This window comes from Pseudomonas zhanjiangensis (genome assembly GCF_041027545.1).
Classification (GTDB): domain Bacteria; phylum Pseudomonadota; class Gammaproteobacteria; order Pseudomonadales; family Pseudomonadaceae; genus Aquipseudomonas; species Aquipseudomonas zhanjiangensis.
This window is the reverse complement of the sequence record NZ_JBFTEG010000005.1, coordinates 150,491-166,017: the sequence shown is the minus strand read 5'-3', so window position 1 is coordinate 166,017 and position 15,527 is coordinate 150,491. Positions and strand designations below refer to the sequence as shown.

Below are 15,527 nucleotides of genomic sequence, written 5' to 3'. Positions count from 1 at the left end.
CCAGCGCCTGGCACGTAGAAAAAAGGCGCACGGTTTGCGGCCGGGCGCCCTCTATACAGCGTCAACCTTGTGCCATGGCGCTTAAACGGCGTCCGCCTGCGCCTCCGGCGCCGCCAATGCGAAGGCGTCGAAGCCCTGGCTCGCGGCCTCCATGGCCAGAATACGCGGGTAGGCGGCGAGATCGCAGTTGAAGCGCCGGGCGTTGTACAGCTGCGGGATCAGGCAGGCTTCCAGGTAGCCCGGGCGCCCACCCAGCGACAGGCGCCCCTCGAACACCGCCAGGCCTTGCTCCACCGCTGCCAGGCCGCTGTGCAGCCAATGCCGGTACCAGGCGTCCTTGGCCGCATCGCTCGCGCCCAGCTCGCCGCTCAGGTACTGCAACACCCGCAGGTTGTTCAGCGGGTGCAAGTCGCAGGCGATATGCAGCGCCAGGGCCCGCACCTGGGCGCGCTGCACCGGGTCGGCCGGCAAGATGGCCGGCACCGGGAAGACCTCCTCGAGGTATTCGAGAATGGCGATGGACTGGGCAATGCGCACCCCGCCATTGCCCTGGTCCACCATCAACGGCACCAGTTGTTGCGGGTTTAGCGCCTGGTACTCGGCCGAATGCTGCTGGCCGCCGTCCTTGACCAGGTGCACCGGCACCTGGCTGTAGGCCAGGCCCTTGAGGTTGAGGGCGATGCGCACCCGGTAGGCGGCACTGGAGCGCCAGTAGCCGTATAGCTGCAAGTCAGCGCTCATAGCGCTCCACCACCTGGTCGATGGCGCCGAACAGGCTCTGGCCCTGGGCATCGAACATCTCGATGCGCACCCGGTCGCCGAACCTGAGGAAGGGGGTCTGGGCCTCGCCCTGCTCGATGATCTCGAGCATGCGCTTCTCCGCCAGGCAGGAAGAGCCGGCACTGCGGTCGTAGTTGGACACGGTGCCGGAGCCGATGATGGTGCCGGCGCCGAGCGGCCGGGTCTTGGCGGCATGGGCCAGCAGGGTCGGGAAGTTGAAGGTCATGTCGGTGCCGGCATCGGGCTGGCCGAACAGCTCGCCATTGATCCGCGACACCAGCGGCCGGTGCACCTTGCCCTCCTTCCAGCAATCGCCCAGCTCGTCCGGGGTGATCGCCACCGGCGAGAAGCTCGAGGACGGCTTGCTCTGGTAGAAACCGAAGCCCTTGGCCAGCTCGCCGGGGATCAGGTTGCGCAGCGACACGTCGTTGACCAGCATCAGCAACTGGATGTGCTCGGCCGCCTCGGCGGCGCTGACGCCCATGGGCACATCGTCGCTGATCACCGCCAGCTCGGCTTCCAGGTCGATGCCCCAGGCCTCGTCAGCGAGGCGAATTGGCGCCTGCGGGGCGATGAAGCTGTCGGCGCCGCCCTGGTACATCAGCGGATCGTGCCAGAAGCTTTCCGGCATCTCGGCGCCACGGGCCTTGCGCACCAGCTCAACATGGTTGACGTAGGCGCTGCCGTCGGCCCAGTGGTAGGCGCGCGGCAACGGACTGTGGCAGGCGCCCTGGTCGAAGGCGAAGGCGCCCTCCTGCGTCCCCTCGTTGAGGCGCTGGTAGACCGCCTCCAGCTGAGGGCGCTTGATCGCCCAGTCGTCCAGCGCCGCCTGCAGGGTGGCGGCAATCGTCGGCACCGTCACCGCGCGGGACAGGTCGCGGGAGACCACGACCAGCACGCCGTCACGGCCTTGATTCAAAGAAGCGAGTTTCATAGAGAATTTCCGTAAGTTGCGCTGATCAGGCTTTTCCCGGCGCGCGCCAGGAGTTCACGTACTCGGGTACATCCACCGCCGCCGCCGCCTCGCCCACTTCCAGGGCGCGGCGAGTGTCGATCATCACAGCCACCTCGTCGACGAAGCTGGCCGGCGCCTCCAGGCTCTTCTTCAGCGCCTTGGGATGCGGGCCGTGGGGGAAGCCGCAGGGGTGCAGGGTGACCATCCCCGCCTCGATGTTGTCGCGACTGAAGAAGTTGCCACGGTGGTAGAACAGCACTTCGTCGTAGTCGTCGTTGTTGTGATAGAACGGCACCTTCAGGGCCCCCGGGTCGGTTTCCACCGGCCGTGGGGTGAAGGTACAGATCACGAAACCATTGGCCACGAAGGTGGTGTGCGCCGAGGGCGGCAGGTGGTAGCGATGGCTCATCAGCGGGCGGATGTCGCGCCAGTTGAGGCGTACCACCGTGTTGTCGCCGTGCCAGCCGACCACATCCAGCGGGTTGTACGGGTAGGTAACGGTGCTCAGCTGGTTGCGCCGCTTGATCCGGATCTGCCAGGTATTCTCGTCCTGCTGGGCCTTGAAGGCGGCATTCAACTTGGGATGCTCGAGTACCGCCGGATCGAAGATCGCCTGGGGGCCGAGCAGGCCCTTGTCCGGCAGCTGGTAGGCGCCGTCGCTGCTCTCGATCAACAGCATGAAGGTCGGCGCGGTAGTCTCGATGCGCCAGGCGGTGCCCCGCGGAATCAGCAGGTAGTCGCCTTCGCGGTATTCCAGGTAGCCGAAGTCGCAGTAGAAATGCCCCGCGCCCTCGTGGATGAACAGCAGATCGTCGCCGTCGGCGTTGCGCACCAGGTGACGCATCGCCCCCTGGGTCTTCCATACCCGCAGCCGCAGGTCGCTGTTGTGCAGGCACAGCGGCGCCTCCAGCGGGCAGTCGCGCTCGCTGGCGATATCGTTGAAGTCGAAGGCATGCGGCCGCAGTGGCCCCTGCCAGTCGATCCAGCCGGTCGGCGGGTGCTTGTGGTGCAGGTGCGCGGTGGGACCGAAGAAGCCTTCGCGGCCCATCTCGCGCTCGTAGGTGCCTTCGGGAAAATCACAATGCGCCTGGCGTGAGCACTCGCCCTCGCGCAGGGGAAAGCTGATCCATTTACGGCTCATGGCCGGTGTCTCCTCGACTCAACATCGGTTGGCTCGGGTGGGTCGGCCGCGGCCAGTACGGCCTGGCGCACGACCCGCCCGAGGGTTTCGGCTCATTCGTCCTTGAGCACACCGCGCTTGATCTGGTCTTCCTCGATCGACTCGAACAGCGCCTTGAAGTTGCCCTCGCCGAAGCCCTGATTGCCCTTGCGCTGGATGATCTCGAAGAAGATCGGACCGATCACCGTGTTGGTGAAGATCTGCAGCAGGATGCCGTCGTCGCCCGACGTACCGACGCCCGGCGCTCCGTCGATCAGGATGTTCAGCTCGCGCAGCTGATCGAGCGGCTCGCCGTGACCGGCGACGCGGGTGTCGACCTTCTCGTAATAGGTGTCCGGGGTGTGCATGAAGTCCACGCCGTTGGCGCGCAGCTGGCGCACGGTGGCGTAGATGTCATCGGTGGACAGGGCGATGTGCTGGATGCCTTCGCCGTGGTACTCACGGATGAACTCCTCGATCTGCGACTTCTCGTCCGCCGACTCGTTGATCGGGATGCGGATCTTGCCGCAGGGCGCCGTCATCGCCCTCGAGAGCAGGCCGGTGAGCTTGCCTTCGATGTCGAAATAGCGGATCTCGCGGAAGTTGGCGATGCGCTCGTAGAAGCTCGACCAGACATCCATCTGCCCGCGCTTGACGTTATGGGTCAGGTGGTCGATTTCCTTGAGGCCGACAGCGTTGTCGTTCGGCGAGCGGCCCTCGATGTACTCGAAGTCGACATCATAGATGCTCTTGTCGCCGTAGCGGTCCACCAGGTACAGCAGGGAGCCACCGATACCCTCGACACAGGGGATGTTCAGCTCGCCGAAATTGGCATGACTGCCCACCAGCTTGGCACCCTGGGCCTCGACGTAGGCGGCGGCCTGGGCGGCGTTCTTGACCCGGAACGCCATGGCGCAGGCACTCGGGCCATGCTTGAGGCCGAACTCGCGGACGTGGCCGGTAGGGCTGCCATTGAGCACGAAGTTGATGTCGTTCTGCTGGAACAGCCAGACTTCCTTGGAGCGGTGCTTGGCGGTCTCGGTGAAGCCCATGGCGGTGAACAGCTCGCGCAGCTGCGCGATGCCCTCGGGCGTCGGCGCGGTGTATTCGACGAACTCGAAGCCGTCGGTGCCGATGGGATTGTGTTGCTCGATCTTGTTCACGGCGTTCATTGCGCCTCCTCGTTGTTGTTGTGGACATCCGCTCGACCCGGCGTTCGAGCGGCGTGGACTGCCCCCATCACAACCTCTGCGCAGTAGCTGGGCAAGCGCGCTGCAGAGCCCTCCCAAGCCCCCGGCCGGCTCCTGCCGGCAAATTTTGCTTACACCCTTAACAGTAGTAGAAATCCCACCCCCGGCGGCCGCCCTGGCGTAACGTTTTCTTGCCAAAGCGGACCGCCAAGCTGCCAGTCAAGCTGCCGCAGGCATCGTCCAGGCGCGAATGGTCCGCCCTCGCCCGCCCGATTGCCCTGCTCGCCTTTCCCGGGCGGGAAAAACAGTGGCACACTGCCACAATCATTTGACGTCAAACTATCGACTCGAACGGCCGGAGTGAACCATGAGCAGCGACATCCAACAGACCAGCAACGATCAACAGCGCCTGGACGACCTGGAGAAGGATCGCCGCCTCGATCGCATCGCGCTGGGGGTGCTGGCGCTGCTGCTGGTGGTCATCCTCGCCAGCTGGTCGACCTGGAGCCTGATGCGGCCCGAGCCCGAGATATTCGACAGCAGCCGGTTCGATGCCCTGGAGCAACGCCAGCAGTCACTGCTCGCGCAGCTAGCCGAACTCCAGCAGGCGCAGGCGCGTCTCGAGGCGCGCCCCGCCAGCCTGCCAGCGCCACCCGTCCCGAGCCACGACGATGGCCAGGCGCTGCAGCAGCTGGCGAGCATGCTGCTGACCCAGGAACAGGGCTACCAGCACAGCTTGCTGGCCCTGAAGAACGGCATGCGCGACCTGGCCGGCATGATCGCCGGCTCGCGCAGCTGGCTGAGCGACTACAACGAGGCGCTGGACAAGGAGCTGGCGGCCAGCCAGGCGCGCCTGAGCCAGCTGCAGGGGTGGAGCGAAGGCGAACTGTCCGCTGCGCCGCTGTGAGCCTCCTGGCTCAGTGCTGCAGGTGGCCGTAGAGTTTGGCGTAGAGCCCACCGTCGGCGATCAGGCGCTGGTGATCGCCGTCCTCGGCGATGCGCCCGCCGTCGAACACCAGCACCCGGTCCGCCTGCTTCACCGCACTCAGGCGATGGGCGATGATCAGGGTGGTGCGACCGTTGAGGAACTGCCCCAGGGCCTGATGCAGGGCGTACTCGGTGGCGGCGTCCAGGGCCGAGGTGGCCTCGTCGAGGATCACCACCTTGGGCTCGGCCAGCACCATGCGGGCAATCGCCAGGCGCTGGCGCTGGCCGCCGGACAGGCGCACGCCGGAGCGACCGACGATGCTGTCCAGGCCCATGGGCAGCATGCGTATGGTCGTGGCCAACTGGGCAATCTCCAGCGCGCGCCAGCAGTCCTCGTCGCTGCGCGCCCGTCCCATGCACAGGTTGGCGCGCACCGTATCGTTGAACAATGCCGGGTGCTGCAATACCACGGCGACGTTTTCCCGCACCGTCGCCAGGCCGATCTCCTGCTGGCTGCGCCCGCCGAACCAGATGGTCCCGGCCTGCGGCGTGTAGAGACCGAGCAGCAGCTGCACCAGGGTGCTCTTGCCGCCGCCGCTGGCGCCGACGATGGCCACCTTCTCGCCGGCGGCGATGCTCAGGTCGAGGTCCTCCAGCACCGGCTCGTCGTTGTAGGAAAAGGTCAGCCCGCGCACCTCCAGGCCGACCGTGTCACGCCCGGCGAAGGGGTCGGCGCCACCGGCATGCTGGGGCTCGTCCTGGCGCGCCAGCAACTCGTTGATGCGTGCCAGCGCACCGCCGGCGGCATAGAAGGCGTACTGCAGATTGAGCAGCTGCTCGACCGGGCCGATCATGAACCACAGGTAGCTGAACACCGCGAGCATCTGCCCGATCGACAGGTCGGAAAACAGTACGGTGAGCATGGCCGCGGCGCGGAACACGTCGATGCCGAACTGGAACAACAGGCCACTGGCACGGTTCGACGCATCGCTCTTCCACTGCGAGGCCACCGCATGGTCGCGCACTTCTCGCGCCCGCCCACCGAGGCGGCCGAGGAAGTAGCCCTGGCGGTTGCTGGCACGAATCTCCTGGATGGCCTCGAGGGTCTCGGTGAGCGCCTGGGTGAAGCGCCCGGTACTGTCGTTCTCGAGCTTCTTCAGGTGCTTGACCCGCTTGCCCAACTGCACCGTGGCGTAGATCACCAACGGGTTGAACAGTAGGATCAGCAGGGCCAGCTGCCAGTGCATCCACAGCAGGATCGCCGAGGTGCCGGTCAGGGTCAGCACCGCGACCAGGAAGCGGCTGAGGGTCTCGCCGACGAATTTGTCCAGGGTGTCCAGGTCGGTGACCAGGTGCGTGCTCACGGTGCCGCCGCCGAGGCTCTCGTACTCGCCCAGGGAGATGCGCTTGAGCCGCTCGATCAGGCGGATACGGATGCGGTAGACGATGTCCTTCGACAGCCGCGCGAACAGCCGCGCCTGCAGCACGTTGAAGATCAGCGCCGAGCCGCGCAGCAGCAGGGTCAGCACCAGCATCAGGCCGATATAGCCGGCCGCCGTTTGCCAGGCGGCGGGAAGGAAATGATCCATCACCCGCAGCGCCGCGTCGCCATCGTGCAGCAGCACCTCGTCGACCAGCAGCGGCAACAGCAAGGGGATCGGCACGCTGCACAGGGTGGCGAACAACGCGACCAGGTTGGCCAGGACCAGGGCTTTTCTGTGGTGCAGGGCCAGGCGACGGATTTCTGCCCAGCTCAACCGATCAGGCATGGGCACCGCGCTCCAGCCAGCGTGCCAGCAAGGGCGCCAGCGCCTCCAGCGGTTGGTAACCGTTGGTCAGCAGTGCCAGTTGCCCATCGCGCTCGGCCAGCAGGGTCGGGAAGCCGGCGATGCCCAGATCCTGCACCCAGGTGAAGTCGGCAGCGGTAGCGGCCTGCATGGCCGGACTGTCGAAGGCCTCGGCGAACTCGATGCGCGGTATCCCGGCCTGCTCGGCGAGCCGCACCAGCACGCCGGCCTGGGTGACATCGGCCGCCTCGGTGTAGAACGCCTGCTGGATCAGCTTGGCCAGTGGCCAGGCACTGTCCGGATCGAGGTGGCGGGCGGTGACCACAGCCCGGCAGGCCGGCTCGGTGTCGTAGACCAGGCCTTCGGGCAAGCCCTGCTCGAAGTTGAACAGCTGGCCGGTGCTGGCATTGACCGCCTGCCAGTAGCCCAGGTAGCGCACCCGCGCCGCCGCATCGATGGCGATGCGATCGCGGCGCAGGCCGCCGACCACCAGCTGCAGGGGCACACCCGCAGCAGACGCCTGCTCGGCGAGGGCCTCGATCACCGGAGCGAAGCCCCAGCACCAGGAGCACATCGGGTCCATCACGTAGAGCAGGCGCGCGTGCATGCTTAGGCCTCGGAGGGTTGACGGGGGTTGTAGCCCAGCGGATGGGGCAGGTTGCGCGCCCTGGCCAGTTCGATCTGTTTCTGCCGCTCGCGCGCACCGGCGCGGGTCTTCTCCGGCAGCGAATCCCAGCAATGCGGGCAACTCACCCCCGGGGTGTAGAACTCGGACTGGCGATCCGCCACCGAAACCGGAGTGCGGCAGGCGTGGCACTGATCGTAATCGCCTTCGCTCAGGTCGTGACGCACCGTCACCCGGTTGTCGAAGACGAAGCAGTCGCCGCGCCACCTGGTCTGTTCCTGAGGCACTTCTTCCAGGTACTTGAGGATGCCGCCCTTGAGGTGGAAGACTTCCTCGAAACCGGCGCCGAGCATATAGCTGGAGGCCTTCTCGCAGCGAATGCCACCGGTGCAGAACATCGCCACCTTCTTGTGCTTGGCCGGATCGAAATGCGCCTTGATGTACTCGGGAAACTCGCGGAAGGATTTGGTCTTCGGATCGACCGCGCCCTCGAAGCTGCCGATGGCGACCTCGTAGTCGTTGCGGGTGTCGATCAGCAACACCTCGGGGTCGCTGATCAGATCGTTCCAGTCCTTGGGCTCGACGTAGGTGCCGACCCGCTGATTGGGATCCACGCCGGGCACGCCGAGGGTGACGATCTCCTTCTTCAGCTTGACCTTGGTGCGGTAGAACGGCTGCTCGTCGCAGTAGGATTCCTTGTGGTCGATATCGGCCAGGCGCGGATCGAGCCCGAACCAGGCCAGCAGGCCGTCGATGCCTTGGCGGCTACCGGAAACGGTACCGTTGATGCCTTCCTCGGCGAGCAGCAAGGTGCCCTTGATGCCATGGGTCAGCAGGGTGTCGAGCAGTGGTTGGCGCAGCGCTTGGTAATCCGGCAGGGAGACGAATTTGTACAGCGCCGCCACGACGATCGTGTCGGTCATGGAGGTTTTTCCTTCAGTAGTCGCCCACGCAATGGGCGGACTGGGCCTATAAACACCAGCGCCGGCGATGGGCCGGCGCGTGCTGCAGTTTACGTTTCTTGGCGCCTGGCGTGTAGAGGCGGATCGACTCAGCGGTCGCCGGACGCCCGCGCGCGACGGCGCCGGCTCAATGGTCGTGCTTGCTGCCGCCCCGGCAGGTCGGCGAGTCCGGCGCGGCGCCCTGCCCTGCCCACTCCTCGGGGGTATAGGTGTGCAGCGCCAGCGCATGCACCTGGCTCATCAGTTCGCCCAGGCTCGCATAGACCTTCTGATGCCGCTTGACGGCATTGAGCCCGGCGAACTGCGGGCTGACGATGACCGCCTTGTAGTGGGTCTCCAGCCCACGACTGTGCATGTGACTCTCATCCAGCACTTCCAGGTGCACCGGCTCAAGCGCCGCCATGGCGGCTTGGAGATTGGCAAGTTTCGACATCGGTAAAGACTCCGGTTACGGCTTGTTCGAGCCCAGTTCGGCGCTCATCTGCGCCAGCAGCTTGTTCACCTGCGGCACCGCCGCCTGAAGTTTGTCCTGGGCCATCTGCGACGACTGCGCGGTCAGCAGCGGCATTTGCTCCAGCACCTTACGCCCCAGGGCAGACTGATAGAAGGCCAGCAACTCGCGCATTTCCTGCTCGTCGAAGCGGTCGGTGTACAGCTCGATCATCGCCGGCTTGATCTGTTCCCAGCCGACCGCTCGATCCAGCGCCGCGTTGGCTTTGGCCTGATAACGCTCCAACAGCGCACGCTGACTGTCCGGGGCACCGCTCTCGGCGAAGCGCTGGGCGAACATCTGCTGCACCTGGGCGTACACCGGCACCAGCAGTTTGTCCGCACGCGCCAGGCGCAGGAAGCGCTCCGCGTCGGCCGAATGGCTGGCGGCATCGGCCAGTACCTGGGCACTGCAGCAGGCCAGCAGGATGGCGCCACAGAGGGCGGAAAGACGCTGCATGGGAAGCTCCATCGCGAGGGCGAGGCGTCGCGCCTGCCCGGGGGCGCTATTCTGGACCCATGGCCAGTCGTCACTCAAGCACCGGGGGGCGTGGCCGGCGTCACAAAACCGTTGTCCACTGGCGCACCCATTGAATAAGAGTCAAAATGCCAGCACTTGCCGACGCCTGGACGCCCGGGCATCCTCGATTGTTCGCAACTCTGGCTTGCGCCTTCCTCCTGCGGCAGCGCCAAGCCGCGCACACACGGACGTGTCAAATGAACAGTTTCGCCTACCCTCTCACCGAGTCGCCGACCCGCCTGTGCGGTTCCCGCGGCCGACTCAACCCCCAGGCCGTCGGCTGGTCGCCGCAGCCGCACCTGGACTGCACCATCAACGGCCATCTCGGCCGACGCAAGCGCTGGAATCACTGGTGCATCACCACGCCGGGCTGGATGCTTTCCCTGACCCAGGCCGACCTCGATTACATTCGCTACGGGGCCGCCTATTTTCTCGACCTGGAGACCGGCCAGGCGGTGGCTCACCGCCAGCTGAGCCTGCTGGGCCGCGGATGCCTGCTGCCAGATCAGCCGCTGCACAGCCACCAGTTCAATCACCCGCGCCTGCAGTTGCGCTGCGCCGAACACCCAGGACGCGCGCGTCTGACCCTGGACGTGCCCAATATCGGCGGGCAGCCGCTGCAGGTCACCCTGGACGTGCAGCGCCCCGCCCACCTCGACTCGGTCAACCTGGTGGCACCACTCGGGCCACGCGGCTTCCACGCCACCTGCCGCCAGCTCGGCCTGCCCATCAACGGCAGCGTGCAACTCGGCAAGCGCCGCTATCATTGCCCGCCCGGACAGAGTTTCGCCGCCATGGACTTCGGCCGCGGCGTCTGGCCGCTGCGCAGCCACTGGACCCGGGCCGCCTTCGCCGCGCCCGGCGGCATTGCCGGCAACTTCGGTTCCGGCTGGACCGACTACAGCGGCCTGTCGGAGAACGCCCTGTGGTTCGGCGGCGAGCTGCTGCACCTGGACCGCGCAGTGAGCATCGAGCAGCAGCCGCCGGGCAACGCCTCGGCCCAGTGGCACCTGAGCACAGGTGACGGCCAGGTCGAGCTGAGCTTCAGCGCGCGCCACCTGCACCACGCCTGTCCGCGCCTGGGGCCCTTCTATGCCGACACGCAACAGTGGTTCGGCCATTTCAACGGGGTCCTGCGCGGACCGTCCGGCGAGCGAGTACCGGTCGATTCGGCCCTCGGCTGGCTGGGCGCGACCCGGGCACGCTGGTAGTCGACAGGGCGCCGGGCAGGCGGCATTGGTCACAAAGGAACCTGCGAGTGGATTCGGCGGCCTAAACTTGCTGAAGCGAACCGGAGAGCTCCCATGAACCGTACCGAAACCGACAGCCTAGGCCCCATCGACGTCCCTGAGGACGCCTATTGGGGCGCCCAGACCCAGCGTTCGCTGATCAATTTCGCCATCGGCAGCGAGCGCATGCCACTGGCCGTGGTGCACGCCCTGGCCCTGATCAAGAAAGCCGCCGCCCGGGTCAACGGACGCATCGGCGAGCTGCCGCCCGACATCGCCCAGCTGATCGAACAGGCCGCCGACGAGGTGCTGGCCGGCCGGCACGATGAACAGTTTCCCCTGGTGGTCTGGCAGACCGGCAGCGGCACGCAAAGCAACATGAACGTCAACGAGGTGCTCGCCGGCCGCGCCAACGAGCTGGCCGGTGGCTCGCGCGGCGGCAAGAGCCCGGTACACCCCAACGACCACGTCAACCGCGCCCAGAGCTCCAACGACTGTTTTCCCACCGCCATGCACATCGCCGCCGCGCGCGCGGTGCAGGAGCAACTGCTGCCGGCCATCACCGAGCTGACCGACGGCCTGGCCGAACAGGCGGTGCGCCACGAGCACCTGGTCAAGACCGGACGCACCCACCTGATGGACGCCACGCCGATCACCTTCGGCCAGGAACTGTCGGCCTTCGTCGCCCAGCTCGGCTACGCCGAACGGGCCATCCGCGCCGCCCTGCCGGCGGTATGCGACTTGGCCCAGGGCGGTACCGCGGTCGGTACCGGGCTCAATTCCCCACCGGGATTTGCCATCGCCATCGCCGCGGAACTGGCCGCCCTGAGCGGCCTGCCCCTGGTCAGCGCGCCCAACAAGTTCGCCGCGCTGGCCGGGCATGAAGCCCTGGCGCAGCTGTCCGGCGCACTCAAGACCCTGGCCGTGGCCCTGATGAAGATCGCCAACGACCTGCGCCTGCTCGGCTCCGGGCCGCGCGCCGGCTTTGCCGAGGTCAAGTTGCCGGCCAATGAGCCCGGCAGCTCGATCATGCCGGGCAAGGTCAACCCGACCCAGTGCGAAGCGCTGTCGATGCTCGCCTGCCAGGTGCTCGGCAACGACGTGACCATCGGTTTCGCCGCGAGCCAGGGTCACCTGCAGCTGAACGTGTTCAAGCCGGTGATCATCCACAACCTGCTGCAGTCGATCAGCCTGCTTGCCGATGGCTGCCGCAACTTCCAGCTGCATTGCATCGCTGGTCTGCAACCGGACGCCCGGCAGATGGCCGCCCACCTGGAGCGCGGCCTGATGCTGGTCACCGCGCTCAACCCGCATATCGGCTACGACAAGGCTGCGGAAATCGCCAAGAAGGCCTACGCCGAAGGCAGCAGTCTGCGCGAGGCCGCCCTGCAGCTGGGCTACCTGAGCGATGCCGAGTTCGATGCCTGGGTACGCCCGCAAGACATGCTCGGGGGCGATGAGGATGAGTGAGGCGAAGAGCGGCGCCACGCCGCTGGAAGGTGACGGCAAGCGCATCCTGATGATCCTCGGCACGCCCAAGAGCAACAGCTTCTGCCATGCCCTGGCCGACGCCTATCTGCAGGGCGCGCGCACCCAGGGGCATGTGGTGCGCCAGTTGCGCCTGGGCGAACTGAGGTTCGATCCGGTCCTGCACGATGGCTACGATCAGGGCCAGAGCCTGGAGCCCGACCTGCTCGAGGCGCAGCGGCATATCCACTGGGCCGAGCACCTGGTGTTGGTCTACCCGGTCTGGTGGGGTGGCCTGCCCGCGCTGCTCAAGGGCTTCTTCGACCGAGTCTTCCTGCCCGGCTTTGCCTTCAAGTACCGCGGCAACTCGGCGCTGTGGGACAAGCTGCTGAGCGGGCGAACCGCCGACCTGCTGGTGACCCTGGACACGCCGCCCTGGTACTTCCGCTGGATCTATGGCGCGCCGGCACATCGCCAGATGACCCGCACCATCCTCGGCTTCAGCGGCATCAGGACCCGACGCCTGGCCGAATTCGCCCCGGTGCGCCCCTCCAACGAGGCGCAGCGACAACGCTGGCTGCGCCGGGCGGCGACGCTCGGCACGCGCGCCTGAGTCCGGCGACTGCACCGCCGCAACCGGCTCGCGCAGGGCAACCCGGCGGCGCCGGCGCGAGCCGCCCTACAGCTGCGCCGCCAGGCGCACGCGACGGGCGCGCAGCCCGGCCATCAGCGAGGGCCCGAGCGCCGTCAGGGCCGAGCCCAGCACCACCAGCGCCGCACCGACATAGGCGATCCAGTTGATCTGTTCGGGCAGCACATGCTGCGGCCACCAGGTCGCCGCCAGCGCCACCGAGCCGAAGGTCACCAGCGGTGTGATCGCCAGGGTCGCACTGACCCGCGAGGCCTCCCAGTGCGCCAGCGCTTCGGCGAAGGCGCCATAGGCCACCAGGGTGTTCAAACAGCAGGCCAGCAGCAACCAGCCCTGCAGCGGACTCAGCTGCAGCACCTGCAGCGGCTGCGCCCAGGGCGTCAGCAACAGGGCGCAGGCCAGGTAGATCACCATCATCACCTGCAACGAGTTCCACACCGTCAGCAGCTGCTTCTGCGCCAACCCGTAAAAGGCCCAGACGAAGGCCGCCAGCAGCACGATCAGCACACCGGCGGTGTAATCGCTGAGCGACGAGAGCAGTTCATCGAGGCGCTGATTGAAGAACAGCGTGAACCCCAGCAGCAGCACCATCAGGCCCAAGCCCTGGCCCAGACTGAATCGCTCGCGGAAGACGAACAGGCTGCCGACCAGCAACAGGATGGGCGCGACCTGGATCACCAGCTGCGTGGTGCCCGGGCTGAGCAGCTTCAGGCCGATCAGGTAGAGCACATAGTTGGCGCTCAGCCCGGCAATCGCCAGGATAAGCAGCCAGCCACCCTTGCGCCCCAGCGGCCGCACCCGCGGCAGACGCCGGCTGGCCGCCAGATAGACGAACAGGATCGAACCGGCCACCAGCAGGCGATACCAGGTCACGGTCACCGGATCCATGACCTGCAGCACCTGCTTGAGCTTGATCGGCAGCACTCCCCAGAGCACCGCGGTGACCAGCGCGAGCAGCAAGCCGAAAAGCCAGCGACCGGAAGAAATATGCATGACGGCCTCGAATGCGCGGCACCGGCAACGGCCCGACATGGGCTGCGCACGCACCGAAAACGCGCATTCTAGAGGCGTGCGAGCGTGCAACACAGTCACAGTTCAATGGCCTTATGCAGGGCAACTGTACCGATGGCACGCCGCCGTCAGGCGCCACGCTACAGGCAGTCCGCCGGATCGGCGCCAGGTGCCGGGACAAGCACGCGCGCAACAACCATCTGTCGCCAAGGCTCACGCCCCGACGCCCCGGCGCTAGACTAAAGTCATTCGGCTTAGCGTATGAGGTATAGCCATGTTCGGTCAGCGCAGCGTCGATCCCAGCCCCGGCACGCACTACCGCAGCGACAGGGTTAGCGCCGTCAATGGCCAGTATTTCTTCGCCACCCGCGAAGGCACCCTCGAAGGCCCCTTCTTCACGCGCGTCGATGCCGAGCGGGAGATCGACTCCTACATCCATCGCATGCGAGTGGGCAGCTCGCCCTACCAACGGCCCAGCCGCTGACTCGAGTTCCAGATAGGCCAAGACCCGCGCCCCAGACTGCCTGGAACGCGGGTCTTGTTCGTTGCGGCCAGCCGACCGTTAGCGATAGGCCTCGAACAAGCCGGTGGCACCCATGCCGCCGCCCACGCACATGGTGACGATGCCGTAGCGCAGGTTGCGCCGCTGCAGCTCGCGCACCAGGTGGCCGACCTGGCGTGAACCGGTCATGCCGAACGGGTGACCGATGGAGATCGAACCGCCGTTGACGTTGTATTTCTCGTTGTCGATTTCCAGCCGGTCGCGGGCATACAGGCACTGCGAGGCGAAGGCTTCGTTGAGCTCCCACAGGTCGATGTCGTCGATGTTCAGGCCCTTGGCCTTGAGCAGCTTGGGTACCGAGAACACCGGGCCGATGCCCATCTCGTCCGGCTCGCAGCCGGCCACGGTGAAGCCGCGGAAGTAGGCCTTGGGCTTGAGCCCCAGCTGCAGCGCCTTGTCCAGGCTCATCACCAGAGTCATGGAGGCGCCGTCGGACAGCTGCGAGGCGTTGCCGGCGGTCACCGAACCGTCCTCGGCGAAGGCCGGCTTGAGCGCGGCCAGGCTGTCCAGGGTGGTGTCGGGGCGGTTGCAGTCGTCGCGATCGACCACGGCCTCGACCAGTTTCTTCTCGCCTGTGGCCTTGTCTTCGACCAGGTACTTGACCTGCATCGGCACGATTTCGTCGTCGAACAGGCCTTCGGCCTGGGCCCGCGCGGTACGCTGCTGGCTTTGCAGGGCATAGGCGTCCTGGGCTTCGCGGCTGACGGCGTAGCGCCGGGCGACGATCTCGGCGGTCTGGCCCATCGGGTAGTAGATGCCCGGCAGGTCCTTCTGCAGGACCGGGTTGAACAGGTTGTCGGTGTTCATGCTCTTGAGGGTCATGGTGATCGACTCAACGCCGCCGGCGACGATCACCTCGCTGCAACCCGAGGCGATCTGGTTGGCGGCGATGGCAATGGCCTGCAGGCCCGAGGAGCAGAAGCGGTTGAGGGTCATGCCCGCCACCTGGGTGCCCAGGCCGGAGAGCACCGCCACGTTGCGGCCGATGTTCATGCCCTGGGCGCCTTCGTTGGAGCCGGCGCCGACCACGCAGTCATCCACCAGCGCCGGGTCCAGGCCGTTGCGCGCCAGCAGCGCGTTGACGCAATGGGCCGCCATGTCATCCGGGCGGGTCTGGTTGAACTTGCCGCGGAAGGATTTGGCCAGGCCAGTCCGCACGCTGTCGACGATCACCACTTCACGCATGACGCACCTCGTTGTCGTAGATATTCAAGA

General features: G+C 66.5%; 16 protein-coding genes. 5 read left to right on the top strand and 11 right to left on the bottom strand.

All coding sequences use genetic code 11. The features are described from left to right. Positions 1-81: 81 nt before the first annotated feature. The 4 genes from maiA to hppD all read right to left on the bottom strand — a co-directional run bounded on the left by maiA (position 82) and on the right by hppD (position 4,066). Complete coding sequence (maiA, locus tag AB5S05_RS09015) at positions 82-741, bottom strand: maleylacetoacetate isomerase (RefSeq protein ID WP_369287166.1); 660 nt, start codon at positions 739-741, stop codon at positions 82-84. Next, positions 731-1,714 (bottom strand): fumarylacetoacetate hydrolase family protein, encoded by a 984-nt coding sequence (locus tag AB5S05_RS09010; RefSeq protein ID WP_369287165.1) that lies wholly within the window; start codon positions 1,712-1,714, stop codon positions 731-733. The genes maiA and AB5S05_RS09010 overlap by 11 nt, the downstream gene beginning before the upstream one ends. A 25-nt stretch (positions 1,715-1,739) precedes the next feature. Then, positions 1,740-2,876, bottom strand: a complete 1,137-nt coding sequence (locus tag AB5S05_RS09005; RefSeq protein WP_369287164.1) for a homogentisate 1,2-dioxygenase — start codon at positions 2,874-2,876, stop codon at positions 1,740-1,742. A 92-nt stretch (positions 2,877-2,968) separates the two neighbouring features. Then, positions 2,969-4,066 carry a 4-hydroxyphenylpyruvate dioxygenase gene (gene hppD, locus AB5S05_RS09000; protein ID WP_369287163.1) on the bottom strand — a complete coding sequence of 366 codons (1,098 nt, stop codon included), beginning with the start codon at positions 4,064-4,066 and terminating at the stop codon, positions 2,969-2,971. Between the two features lie 385 nt (positions 4,067-4,451). On the opposite strand from hppD, the gene AB5S05_RS08995 reads away from it, so the two are divergent. Continuing rightward, positions 4,452-4,991, top strand: coding sequence for a hypothetical protein (locus AB5S05_RS08995; RefSeq protein ID WP_369287162.1), 540 nt, complete (start codon positions 4,452-4,454; stop codon positions 4,989-4,991). Positions 4,992-5,001: 10 nt separating this feature from the next. Here AB5S05_RS08995 and AB5S05_RS08990 read toward each other — a convergent pair whose 3' ends face one another. From AB5S05_RS08990 to AB5S05_RS08970, 5 genes are all read right to left on the bottom strand, one after another. After that, positions 5,002-6,780: an ABC transporter ATP-binding protein gene (locus AB5S05_RS08990; RefSeq protein WP_369287161.1), complete on the bottom strand. Its 1,779-nt coding sequence runs from the start codon at positions 6,778-6,780 to the stop codon at positions 5,002-5,004. Continuing rightward, a complete protein-coding gene (locus tag AB5S05_RS08985) occupies positions 6,773-7,405 on the bottom strand; it encodes a DsbA family protein (protein ID WP_369287160.1) in 633 nt (210 codons plus the stop codon). Before AB5S05_RS08985 ends, AB5S05_RS08990 begins: the two co-directional genes overlap by 8 nt. Positions 7,406-7,407: 2 nt before the next feature. Next, positions 7,408-8,346, bottom strand: a complete 939-nt coding sequence (gene trhO, locus AB5S05_RS08980) for an oxygen-dependent tRNA uridine(34) hydroxylase TrhO (protein WP_369287159.1) — start codon at positions 8,344-8,346, stop codon at positions 7,408-7,410. 166 nt (positions 8,347-8,512) lie between these two features. Next, on the bottom strand, positions 8,513-8,818 hold the full coding sequence (locus AB5S05_RS08975) for a BolA family protein (protein ID WP_369287158.1): 306 nt from the start codon (positions 8,816-8,818) through the stop codon (positions 8,513-8,515). A 15-nt stretch (positions 8,819-8,833) separates the two neighbouring features. Beyond that, positions 8,834-9,334 carry a DUF2059 domain-containing protein gene (locus AB5S05_RS08970; RefSeq protein WP_369287157.1) on the bottom strand — a complete coding sequence of 167 codons (501 nt, stop codon included), beginning with the start codon at positions 9,332-9,334 and terminating at the stop codon, positions 8,834-8,836. A gap of 257 nt (positions 9,335-9,591) precedes the next feature. Here AB5S05_RS08970 and AB5S05_RS08965 point away from each other — a divergent pair, with 257 nt between their 5' ends. The 3 genes from AB5S05_RS08965 (at position 9,592) to AB5S05_RS08955 (ending at position 12,703) form a co-directional block, all read left to right on the top strand. Beyond that, entirely contained in the window at positions 9,592-10,605 is a 1,014-nt protein-coding gene (locus AB5S05_RS08965; protein ID WP_369287156.1) for a DUF2804 domain-containing protein, read from the top strand. Between the two features lie 93 nt (positions 10,606-10,698). Next, positions 10,699-12,093: a class II fumarate hydratase gene (locus AB5S05_RS08960; protein ID WP_369287155.1), complete on the top strand. Its 1,395-nt coding sequence runs from the start codon at positions 10,699-10,701 to the stop codon at positions 12,091-12,093. Further along, complete coding sequence (locus tag AB5S05_RS08955; RefSeq protein WP_369287154.1) at positions 12,086-12,703, top strand: NAD(P)H-dependent oxidoreductase; 618 nt, start codon at positions 12,086-12,088, stop codon at positions 12,701-12,703. The genes AB5S05_RS08960 and AB5S05_RS08955 overlap by 8 nt, the downstream gene beginning before the upstream one ends. A 66-nt stretch (positions 12,704-12,769) precedes the next feature. On the opposite strand, the gene AB5S05_RS08950 is transcribed toward AB5S05_RS08955, so the two are convergent. Beyond that, on the bottom strand, positions 12,770-13,732 hold the full coding sequence (locus AB5S05_RS08950) for a DMT family transporter (RefSeq protein WP_369287153.1): 963 nt from the start codon (positions 13,730-13,732) through the stop codon (positions 12,770-12,772). Positions 13,733-14,024: 292 nt separating this feature from the next. On the opposite strand from AB5S05_RS08950, the gene AB5S05_RS08945 reads away from it, so the two are divergent. Beyond that, positions 14,025-14,234: a DUF6316 family protein gene (locus AB5S05_RS08945; protein WP_369287152.1), complete on the top strand. Its 210-nt coding sequence runs from the start codon at positions 14,025-14,027 to the stop codon at positions 14,232-14,234. Positions 14,235-14,312: 78 nt separating this feature from the next. Here AB5S05_RS08945 and AB5S05_RS08940 read toward each other — a convergent pair whose 3' ends face one another. Continuing rightward, a complete protein-coding gene (locus AB5S05_RS08940) occupies positions 14,313-15,497 on the bottom strand; it encodes a thiolase family protein (RefSeq protein WP_369287151.1) in 1,185 nt (394 codons plus the stop codon). Positions 15,498-15,527 lie beyond the last annotated feature (30 nt).

Excerpts from the sequence above, each read along its gene's own strand:
- AB5S05_RS08970 (WP_369287157.1), bottom strand. The coding sequence starts at position 9,334 with ATGCAGCGTCTTTCCGCCCTCTGTGGCGCCATCCTGCTGGCCTGCTGC.
- AB5S05_RS08950 (WP_369287153.1), bottom strand. The coding sequence starts at position 13,732 with ATGCATATTTCTTCCGGTCGCTGGCTTTTCGGCTTGCTGCTCGCGCTG.
- AB5S05_RS08965 (WP_369287156.1), top strand. The coding sequence starts at position 9,592 with ATGAACAGTTTCGCCTACCCTCTCACCGAGTCGCCGACCCGCCTGTGC.
- AB5S05_RS08975 (WP_369287158.1), bottom strand. The coding sequence starts at position 8,818 with ATGTCGAAACTTGCCAATCTCCAAGCCGCCATGGCGGCGCTTGAGCCG.
- AB5S05_RS08955 (WP_369287154.1), top strand. The coding sequence starts at position 12,086 with ATGAGTGAGGCGAAGAGCGGCGCCACGCCGCTGGAAGGTGACGGCAAG.
- trhO (WP_369287159.1), bottom strand. The coding sequence starts at position 8,346 with ATGACCGACACGATCGTCGTGGCGGCGCTGTACAAATTCGTCTCCCTG.
- AB5S05_RS08945 (WP_369287152.1), top strand. The coding sequence starts at position 14,025 with ATGTTCGGTCAGCGCAGCGTCGATCCCAGCCCCGGCACGCACTACCGC.
- AB5S05_RS08940 (WP_369287151.1), bottom strand. The coding sequence starts at position 15,497 with ATGCGTGAAGTGGTGATCGTCGACAGCGTGCGGACTGGCCTGGCCAAA.
- AB5S05_RS08985 (WP_369287160.1), bottom strand. The coding sequence starts at position 7,405 with ATGCACGCGCGCCTGCTCTACGTGATGGACCCGATGTGCTCCTGGTGC.
- hppD (WP_369287163.1), bottom strand. The coding sequence starts at position 4,066 with ATGAACGCCGTGAACAAGATCGAGCAACACAATCCCATCGGCACCGAC.
- AB5S05_RS09010 (WP_369287165.1), bottom strand. The coding sequence starts at position 1,714 with ATGAAACTCGCTTCTTTGAATCAAGGCCGTGACGGCGTGCTGGTCGTG.
- AB5S05_RS08960 (WP_369287155.1), top strand. The coding sequence starts at position 10,699 with ATGAACCGTACCGAAACCGACAGCCTAGGCCCCATCGACGTCCCTGAG.
- AB5S05_RS09005 (WP_369287164.1), bottom strand. The coding sequence starts at position 2,876 with ATGAGCCGTAAATGGATCAGCTTTCCCCTGCGCGAGGGCGAGTGCTCA.
- AB5S05_RS08990 (WP_369287161.1), bottom strand. The coding sequence starts at position 6,780 with ATGCCTGATCGGTTGAGCTGGGCAGAAATCCGTCGCCTGGCCCTGCAC.
- maiA (WP_369287166.1), bottom strand. The coding sequence starts at position 741 with ATGAGCGCTGACTTGCAGCTATACGGCTACTGGCGCTCCAGTGCCGCC.
- AB5S05_RS08995 (WP_369287162.1), top strand. The coding sequence starts at position 4,452 with ATGAGCAGCGACATCCAACAGACCAGCAACGATCAACAGCGCCTGGAC.